7 protein-coding genes are annotated in these 8,629 nt (G+C 48.7%); 5 read left to right on the top strand and 2 right to left on the bottom strand.

What is annotated here, in order from left to right:
- Positions 1–1,031 precede the first annotated feature (1,031 nt).
- The 5 genes from AC2FNV_RS22710 to AC2FNV_RS22690 all read left to right on the top strand — a co-directional run bounded on the left by AC2FNV_RS22710 (position 1,032) and on the right by AC2FNV_RS22690 (position 7,007).
- Positions 1,032–1,934 carry an ExeA family protein gene (locus tag AC2FNV_RS22710; protein WP_496774609.1) on the top strand — a complete coding sequence of 301 codons (903 nt, stop codon included), beginning with the start codon at positions 1,032–1,034 and terminating at the stop codon, positions 1,932–1,934.
- 89 nt (positions 1,935–2,023) lie between these two features.
- Positions 2,024–3,496, top strand: a complete 1,473-nt coding sequence (locus tag AC2FNV_RS22705) for a GumC family protein (protein WP_496774607.1) — start codon at positions 2,024–2,026, stop codon at positions 3,494–3,496.
- Between the two features lie 12 nt (positions 3,497–3,508).
- On the top strand, positions 3,509–4,342 hold the full coding sequence (locus AC2FNV_RS22700; protein ID WP_170605719.1) for a CpsD/CapB family tyrosine-protein kinase: 834 nt from the start codon (positions 3,509–3,511) through the stop codon (positions 4,340–4,342).
- Positions 4,343–4,385: 43 nt separating this feature from the next.
- Complete coding sequence (locus AC2FNV_RS22695) at positions 4,386–5,267, top strand: class I SAM-dependent methyltransferase (protein ID WP_170605721.1); 882 nt, start codon at positions 4,386–4,388, stop codon at positions 5,265–5,267.
- Between the two features lie 162 nt (positions 5,268–5,429).
- Complete coding sequence (locus AC2FNV_RS22690) at positions 5,430–7,007, top strand: DUF8728 domain-containing protein (RefSeq protein ID WP_170605723.1); 1,578 nt, start codon at positions 5,430–5,432, stop codon at positions 7,005–7,007.
- Here the strand turns inward: AC2FNV_RS22690 and AC2FNV_RS22685 are convergent, their stop codons facing one another.
- Together AC2FNV_RS22685 and AC2FNV_RS22680 are read right to left on the bottom strand one after the other, a co-directional pair.
- Positions 7,008–7,991, bottom strand: coding sequence for a polysaccharide deacetylase family protein (locus AC2FNV_RS22685; RefSeq protein ID WP_170605725.1), 984 nt, complete (start codon positions 7,989–7,991; stop codon positions 7,008–7,010).
- Positions 7,992–7,994: 3 nt separating this feature from the next.
- Positions 7,995–8,629, bottom strand: a 635-nt coding sequence (locus AC2FNV_RS22680) for a glycosyltransferase (protein ID WP_496774603.1), incomplete at its 5' end; no start/stop codon positions are given.

Below are 8,629 nucleotides of genomic sequence, written 5' to 3'. Positions count from 1 at the left end.
ATCCCGAACGTCAATACTCACTTTTGAACCATCCATAACAATAACCAAGTGTGTCCAGAACGCCCATCACACTGCGTCACGCTTACCCTAAAAAACTACAAAGGTCCAAATCGCGTCTTTAGGTTGGCGTGAGCAAATACTGTTCAACTTAAGTCTTTCGAATTGAAACTGATCCCAATGACAGCAGTTTAACAAGGAACAAGCCGGAAATATGGCCATTCCATCAAAATTTTTTCGTAGCCCAGACTGGTGTCATTTTGCTGCATTATAAGCGACAGTCTTTGCTTTTTCTACTGATTGTCGCGTTGTTTGATCGGCCGGTCGAGATCGTTGAGGCAGTCGACGGAAATGACAAGTTGCCAACTTTGTTTGACGCTATTTGAAGACTTTTTGGGATCAATTGACCCACTATGAAAGAATCGGTGGGATTGACAAAGATGAATCGAGAAACAATTGCTCTTTGAGGGCGGAATTGGGTTGAATTCTTGCATTGTGTAACCGAGGCCGCATTTCGTTGATTGCCAAAGTTGGCAAGATCACCGGTCAAATTTGGCAGGGTTTTCGTTTGCGAAACTTTATGTGATTTTCTCAATTAACTCGAAAATTTCTAACTGATTACCCAGTGGTAGGGATTGCCTAAAAACCGAACATAGCCCGTGACAAATGGTCTTTTCTGATCCGCCACCTCTGACAGAAGACTTTTCACTATGTTGCTTCGGTCACCATAGGCTGATAACCCAATCGAGTAGTTTGAGCGACTTTTCTGCAAGGTCGCAGTATTGTTTGTTATCAGGTGAGCTCAGTAATGACTGCAGCAAGGTGCAATGCAAAATTAAGTTGCGTGATCTGCCAACGCCAGCAGGCCAATCCGAGCGAATCGCAGTTTGAAACATGCCTCAACTCTGTGACCGCGTTCATATCGGCTGGATCAAATCCGTGGCAGACGTCTCAAACTCGTCTAATTTTGTTGTAAGATGGCGTAAAGATGCGGTGTGGTATGTGGTTACACCGTAAGTAAAAGAGTAAAAAAGTTGAACATTCGCTCAGGCCATATTCCTGGCAACCAAACAACTGGTAGCTCATTGGATATATATACGGATCACTTCGGTTTGACCGAGCGACCGTTTTCGCTCGTGCCCGACCCAAGTTTTTTGTATTGGTCGGCGTCTCATCAGCGTGCGTTTACGATGCTGGAATACGGTATTCTGACGCGCGCGCCTATAACCTTGATTACTGGCGAGGTCGGTTCGGGTAAGACAACCCTTGTTCACCATCTCCTCAAGTCCGTTGATCAGGATGTTAGGATTGGGTTGGTTTCGAACGCTCATGGTGATCGCGGAGAATTGCTGCGATGGGTGTTAATGTCGCTAGGTCAACCTGCGCCTTTCGACGCGACATACGTCGATTTGTTCGCGGAATTTCAAACTTATCTAATCGAACAGTATTCTCTGGGGCGCAGGGTCATTCTTATCTTTGACGAGGCCCAGAACCTAAGTACGGAATCTCTGGAAGAGCTCAGGATGTTTACCAACATCAATTCCAATAAAGATGAGCTATTACAGCTGGTTTTAGTGGGGCAGCCAGAATTGCTTGACATGATCCGCCACCCAAAAATGCGGCAATTTGCGCAACGGGTGGCTTCCAGCTTCCACTTGCATTCAATGGATTCGAAGACGGTGCGAAAATATATTGGTCATCGCCTCTCAGTCGCCGGTGCGAAACGAAATATGTTTAGCCGGGCCGCCACCGATCTGATTTATGAGATGACGGGCGGTGTGCCACGTTTGGTGAATCAGCTCTGCGACCTTTCAATGGTCTATGCTTTCACCCGGGGCAACAAAAGTGTCGTCGGGCACACTGTGCAAAAGGTTTTGGACGATGGCGCATTCTTCGCCACGTGCTTGCCCGAAAGAGAAAGTGAACAACCTTCATGATGAGCGAAGTACGGTTTTATCTGTCCCTTTTTTTTCGGCGCTTCCATTATTTAGCGTTGATTGTGATTGGGTGCGCCGCAGCTGGTATAATGCTGGCGTTTGCGCTCCCTCCGGTGTATCGCGCCGAGGCCAGATTGGTCGTTGAATCTCCTCAGATCCCCGGTGATCTCGCCTCTTCAACAGTGCAGGCCAGTGGATATGAGATACTTGAGGTTATTCAGCAGCGCTTGTTGACCAGATCAAATATACTGAGTTTATCAGAGCGTTATGGAGTTCATGCTGACGATCCAAGCATAACCCCTGACAATATTGTCAAAGACATGCAAGAGCGGATCACGATCCAAATCCCTTTGGAAACTTACAACAACCGTGACCGAGCCTTTTTTGTAACGGTCTCTTTCGACGCCCCTAGCGGTGAAATGTCTGCAAATGTAACCAATGAACTGGTTGCACAAATTCTCGAACAGACTACTGCTTTGCGGACGGATGTCGCCGGTCAAACACTTGAGTTTTTTGTCGGAGAAGTCGCTAGGCTTGACCAGGAATTAGCTGAACAGGGCTCTAGGATTCTAGAGTATCAAGAAGCCAACAAGGATTCACTGCCTGACAGCCTGGAGTACAGACGCAACAGGCAAACTTCTTTGCAGGAACGCGTGGTGCAATTGGACCGGGAATTATCTGGCCTGAGGGACCGGCGTGCTCGTTTGGTTGAAGTATATGAACGCACAGGTCGGCCGGACTTTTTGGGGGAGAGCTTGACCCCAGAGCAACGGCAGTTGCGACAGCTTCAAGACCAGCGCGCGTCAGCTCGGGTGATCTATTCAGAAGATCATCCCAGAATAAAATCTCTGGACGGGCAAATCGCGGCGCTTGAGGCCGCAAACATCAAACTAGGCTTGGGAACGGAAACAGCACCCAATATCACAGCATTTGAACTGCAACTCGCGGACCTCGACGGGCAGATCGATTTTGCCGAAAGAGAGCGTTCGATAAACGACAATGAATTGCAGAAATTGGCAGCTTCAATTGAAGCAACACCCAGTAACGCGATAACTTTGGGTTCACTTGAACGCGATTATGAAAATTTGCGTGTGCAGTACGCTCAGGCAACTGCAAGTTTAGCTGAAGCGCGCACAGGTGAGCAGATCGAGTCCCAGTCACGCGGCCAGAGAGTAACTGTTACTGAAACAGCAGCCGTTCCTCAGCAGCCAACGGATCCCAATCGGAAATTGATTGCTTTTCTTGGGGTAGTTGCCGGTTTTGGCTTGGCGGGGGCTACGTTTCTACTGTTAGAAATTCTGAACAACAAAATCCGTAGACCCGCTGATCTTGAGGAACAGTTTGGTGGCCCGATATTTGGTTCGGTCCCTTATATCCAATCTACGGGGCAAGTGGCTGCAAAAAGGGGGCTAGTTACATTGGTTATCCTTTTACCCATTTTTTGCGCTGGGTTGATCCTTTACCTCATTCAAATCAACTACGAACCGATCGATCAGCTAATTTCGATAGTCAATGAAACGCTGGGAATCGGTACTTCGGCTGGCGAGTCCGAAAGCGGCTGAGAAGGAAATTCGATGGAACGTATTCAGTCAGCAATACAAAAAGCCCGTGAGGCCCGAGAACAAAATGCACCTACGGGCCCTATCGACCCTGAGATGTTCGTTGCGCCGTCTCCATTACAGGAAGACGTGCCTTCGCGTGGCGAACAGGCTTGGGCGGACTTACCTGTTCAAGACTTTAACCGCAGGTTGTTCAAAAAAGCCAGAATAGTGACTCATGAACCGGGTGAAAAATCTGGGGCTTTCGATGCCATGCGAACGCGGATATTGCACGAACTGCGCAAGAACAAGTGGCGTCGTGTTGCGATCACGTCTCCGGGTTCCGGATGTGGTAAGTCTACCTTAACCCTTAATCTGGCTTTCGGACTGGCTCGGCAACGAGATATCCGCACTATGCTGGTTGATCTGGATATGCGGAATCCATCCATTGAAAGGATGCTTGGGGTCAAATTGAAAAACGACTTCGCGTCCGCGCTGGCTGGAGAGAGCTCACCCGAAGATCATATGTTTTGCTATCAGAAAAAGTTGGCTTTTGCGACAAACTACAAGCCAGCCCACAACACATCGGAGTTGCTGCAGGGTAAGGACGCGGCACGAGTAATCGACGGTTTGGAAGCGCGATATGAGCCGGACGTCATGTTGTTCGACACGCCCCCGCTGTTAACCTGCGACGACACGACTGCCTTTCTGGACCAAATTGATTGCGTTTTATTGGTGGCAGCTGCCGAAGCTTCGACAGTGGACGAAATGAAAATTTGTGAGCACGAAATATTGCAGAAAAGCAACCTGCTTGGCGTGGTTTTGAACAAGTGCCAATTTTTGGATCGTGCCTATACGTATGGGTACTAAGAACACCGCGCGGAAATTTCCCATTGCGTCAAATTAGGCGGACATGACGATGTGGACTGATGAACATCAAAGCCAAATCCGCTCCAAGCTCTTAGGGGAAGGCTCTGGCGATCTGATCCGTTATATGCTCCAAAAAAATATGAAAGTGGAAATCGATGGTATTTCTGCAGGAGCGATCCAATCCGCGGTCGAGCTAGGCTGGATCGATGAAACGACTCAGGAAATAACACCGGCGGGAAGTATGGTGGCGGATTCATGTCGCGAGTACTCATTTTGGTTAGAGCGTGACAAAGTTTTGCCCTTTGAAGGAGCTGCACCGCACCTAACCGCGTCCTATTTTGAGGACAGGATAGTCATGGAAGTAGGCCCTGGGATGGGCGCAAATCTGATGTCACTTGCCAAGGCCGGCTCACAGGTTCTCGGTGTCGAACCCATAGAAGCCTACGCTAAAATGGGTCGTATATTTGCCGAACGGGAAGGGTTGCGATCACCGGATATCCAATACGGTCGGGCCGAGGCGTTGCCTTTTCCTGACAGCAAATTGGACATTGTGCTATTTGTTACATCGCACCAGTACTTTGATATTCACCGCGCTTTGACTGAAATCTTTCGTGTTCTACGCCCAGGCGGCGAGTTGATTATCGTTGGAGCCACCCTTTGGAGCTACTGTTCCAACAACATCGGATTTGTTACTGACAGTTTTGGACTGGCACGGGCCTACGCTCTTACAGTTATTAATACCGGTTCCTATACATTCTTTGGCAAAAGGATTGTTCCTGCCCGTCATGGCAATGTATCGACATCTCGGCCAATATACCCAAGCCGCGCCGCCATGCGCAGGTGGCTTACAGGGGCAGGCCTGATAGAATGCAGCCCCGATTGTAAGGTCGGTGCCGAAACCTGCTTTCACTATATTAAGCCCTGATAAGGACCCAAGGTCAGGTTCTGTCGGCGCAGAGCGAAACAATGGACCAAGTTCGGATGATCAATGTGCGAAGCGGTAGACAATTAACTATTTCTTGTTCATTTCCGGACTGGATTGGCCCAAGATGCGCGTGTTCTCCGTAAAACCGGATTTGAGTGGCTAATGAGTAGAAAACTTCTTTCAGTATCGATTGTCATAGCGTTAATTGTAGGTGTGGTTTATCGGGTTTTCCCGATCTTTGCCGGCGACGATGCGCTGGCACAATTCTTCATTACTGAAGATGGCTATTTGATGCTGACAATAGCCCGCAATATGGCCATTGGCCTCGGTATGTCAGTGTCTGAGGGCACCATTGTTACTAATGGAGTTCAACCTCTGGCAACCTTCATTTTCACAATTCCGTATGTGCTGACGGATGGCGACAAACTGGACAGCCTGGTTGGGGTAATCCTGATTTCAACCTTGATAGCTGTTGCTGCCTTTTTTGTGCTTCAGCGCTTCGCGCATTTAGTACTGCGGCAATTTACGGATGACCCAATTTGGAGCTGGCTGGTAGCAGCCTTTTGGTTTGTGGGTCCGTTGTTGTTGTTCCATTCGATGAACGCGTTAGAAACAGGCCTTTACACACTGATAATTTTGCTGACTCTTTTGCAATTTAGTCGCGTGCTGAATAAGGGGGCTGATAGCACATTTGCAGATCGCATGTTTTTGGGCGCGCTTTGCGGTATTACCTTTTTGGCCCGGATCGACGGTGCATTACTAGTTGTGGCAATCTTTCTTGTCTGGGGGCTTTTTGAATTTCTGGCCTTGCGCATCAAGTTTTTCACTGTTGTAGGGCGACTGTTTACTCCAGGACTGTTGTCATTGGTGTTCGCCGCGCCCTGGCTGATTTATAATCAACTTTTGTTTGGCCGGATCACCCCCATCAGCGGTATCTCTCAATCGCACGGCGCGAATTTCGGAAGCAATCTGTCACTGCTGCCTTCCAAATTGATTGAATATGTTTTTCCGATGCTCCCGGTTCCGACTGCGTTAGAACAAACTTCTCCATCGATTGTCATTTTTGCACTGATCATAGTGGTGGTGCTGGGACTATTTGTAACGAGTGTTTGGCGTACCGGCAGTCGAATTAGGCTGGTGGTTTTGGCTTATCTGATTTTCGGATTTTTTCTGGCAACCTATTACGGCCTTTTCTTCGGGGCGCCGCATTTTATTAGTCGTTACATGGCACCATTGTCCCCGGTTTTGATCACCGCCACTGTTGTAGTTGGCTTAAATATTGTGACTTGGTCGCGTGGTAGAATCTCGCAACCTGTTCTTCAATATTTGGGGGTTGCTGGGCTTGCTTTGTCGCTGGCGTTACTCGGTCGATTAGCAATTCCAGGTGTCAAAGAGCAGGGTCATTTTCAAGTTGTCGAATGGGTCCAGGAAAATGTTCCACAGGACATCTGGGTGGGCGCAGTTCAAACCGGAACTTTGGGATACTGGCGTGATCGCACGATCAATTTGGATGGAAAAGTTAACCCAAACGCGTTGAGGGCATTGAAGGAACAGGGCGACGTACTGAATTATGTATTGGGCAGCGAAATTCAGTTTATTGCCGATTGGAGCGATGTGGCGGACTGGCCCATAGAAGAACGGTTCCGCGACACCGAGTTTGCACGCAGATTTGAAGTCGTCATCAAAGACGAAGCTGCTGATTTAGGAGTGTTGCGACGGACATCTTACTCTGACTCATGATCAATAGCCGATGAATCTGAGACGTAGCCGCTTAAGACTGTCATAACGTCCGACTAGAACGCGCGGCAAGGCAAAAACATTGTCTTGGGATGGCTGGCAAAGCGTCTGACCCAAGATCGTGGCAGAAGTAAAACCGGCTTGGCGCACGATTTGGTGCAGGGCAGGGCTGTGGTTCCCATTGGGATAAGCAAAATGTTCGATAGACTGACCAGTCCAACTTTGCAGCAATGATCGTGACTTGCGGATACTTTCTTCCGCTTGATCCAACGGTATCTGATCCAAAAGGTTATGGCAGTGACTGTGACACCCAATGACGACATTGGGATTTATCGCCAGTTCCTTGAGTTGTGCGCGGGATAATGGCTCCAATTTTGTAAAGTCCGTGCGTTGGGTTTTGACCTGCTCAAGGATTGATTGTGTCAATTCCTCCCGCCGTTCCGGTGACACTTGTTTTAAGGTCTCGAGAATATCCGAAATGATAGCCCACCGTTCAGGCCCGGTCTCGGGTCCCACTGTCCAGCTGCGATGTCCGCTGAATTCAATCGTCACTTCGGTTTCACCCGGCGCTTGCAGCGCATTCATGATGCGGTCAAACCAATATGCCTTGCCAGTTTCAATTTGCTCGGTCGCAACGTAGAGAGTAACTGGTAGGCCTTTGGCCTCAATGATGGGCAAAAGATGAGTAAAAAGCCCAATATCGCCGTCGTCGAACGTAAGCACGGCGCGCGGCTTGTCTTCCTTGTATTCAGGGTTCAGTGCTTGATCCAAGCCTACGATTTTAAAATGTTGCCGAAGAAATCTAATATGCTGTCGAAACTGCGATGCGCGAGCTACAGTCCATGCATCCATAATTTCGTTATCGGGACCAAGCGTGTGATAGCATAGAATTAGAGTAGGGTTCTTGCGCAGAGCGTACGTTCGTAGCGCTAAATAAACAGGGCCTCCACTAAGAACTGAAATAGCAGTTTGTTTCAGAATACCCATCACTCACCCTTGGTTTGCGTACAAGGCGCGCAGTTTGGCAACTTCTATTCCTATTTGATGACGTTCCTTTACACGTTCCAGTGCAAGTCGTCCCATTTTCAGTCTGTCTTTTTCAGGTGTACTCAAGGCCGTGGACATAGCCGTTACCAGTGCGAGGGTGTCACCTGCAGGCACCAGCCATCCAGTTCTGTCAGGTTGTACCAATTCAGGTATGCCGCCTACATACGTTGAAATGGCGGTTCGTGCCTGAGCCATGGCTTCCATGATGACAACGGGTATTCCTTCGATCAGGCTTGGTTGCACCAGTGTGTGGCAGCGCTTGATTTCTTCGCGAACCTGTTCTGACGATATCCAGCCTGTGATGCGCACCGCATATTCAATGCCCAACTGGGCGATTTTGTCCTCGATAGTCGGTCTCAATTCACCATCACCAGCCAAAACCAACCTTGCCTGCGGGTGATCTTTTAGAACGTCCACAAAAGCGTCCAACAATATTAGATGACCTTTTTCAGGACTAAGGCGTCCAATGCAAAGCAGGAAAGGATCCGACACAACTTCGATGCCATCAACTTTCGTAAATGCGTCATCTTCCAAACCGCAGTGTATTACTTTTATTTTTTCCCAGTCGTCTGGCGAGA

Source organism: Ruegeria sp. BHSA163 (assembly GCF_059613365.1).
This window is presented reverse-complemented; position numbering and strand designations above follow the sequence as displayed.

Excerpts from the sequence above, each read along its gene's own strand:
- AC2FNV_RS22690 (WP_170605723.1), top strand. The coding sequence starts at position 5,430 with ATGAGTAGAAAACTTCTTTCAGTATCGATTGTCATAGCGTTAATTGTA.
- AC2FNV_RS22695 (WP_170605721.1), top strand. The coding sequence starts at position 4,386 with ATGACGATGTGGACTGATGAACATCAAAGCCAAATCCGCTCCAAGCTC.
- AC2FNV_RS22700 (WP_170605719.1), top strand. The coding sequence starts at position 3,509 with ATGGAACGTATTCAGTCAGCAATACAAAAAGCCCGTGAGGCCCGAGAA.
- AC2FNV_RS22685 (WP_170605725.1), bottom strand. The coding sequence starts at position 7,991 with ATGGGTATTCTGAAACAAACTGCTATTTCAGTTCTTAGTGGAGGCCCT.
- AC2FNV_RS22705 (WP_496774607.1), top strand. The coding sequence starts at position 2,024 with ATGCTGGCGTTTGCGCTCCCTCCGGTGTATCGCGCCGAGGCCAGATTG.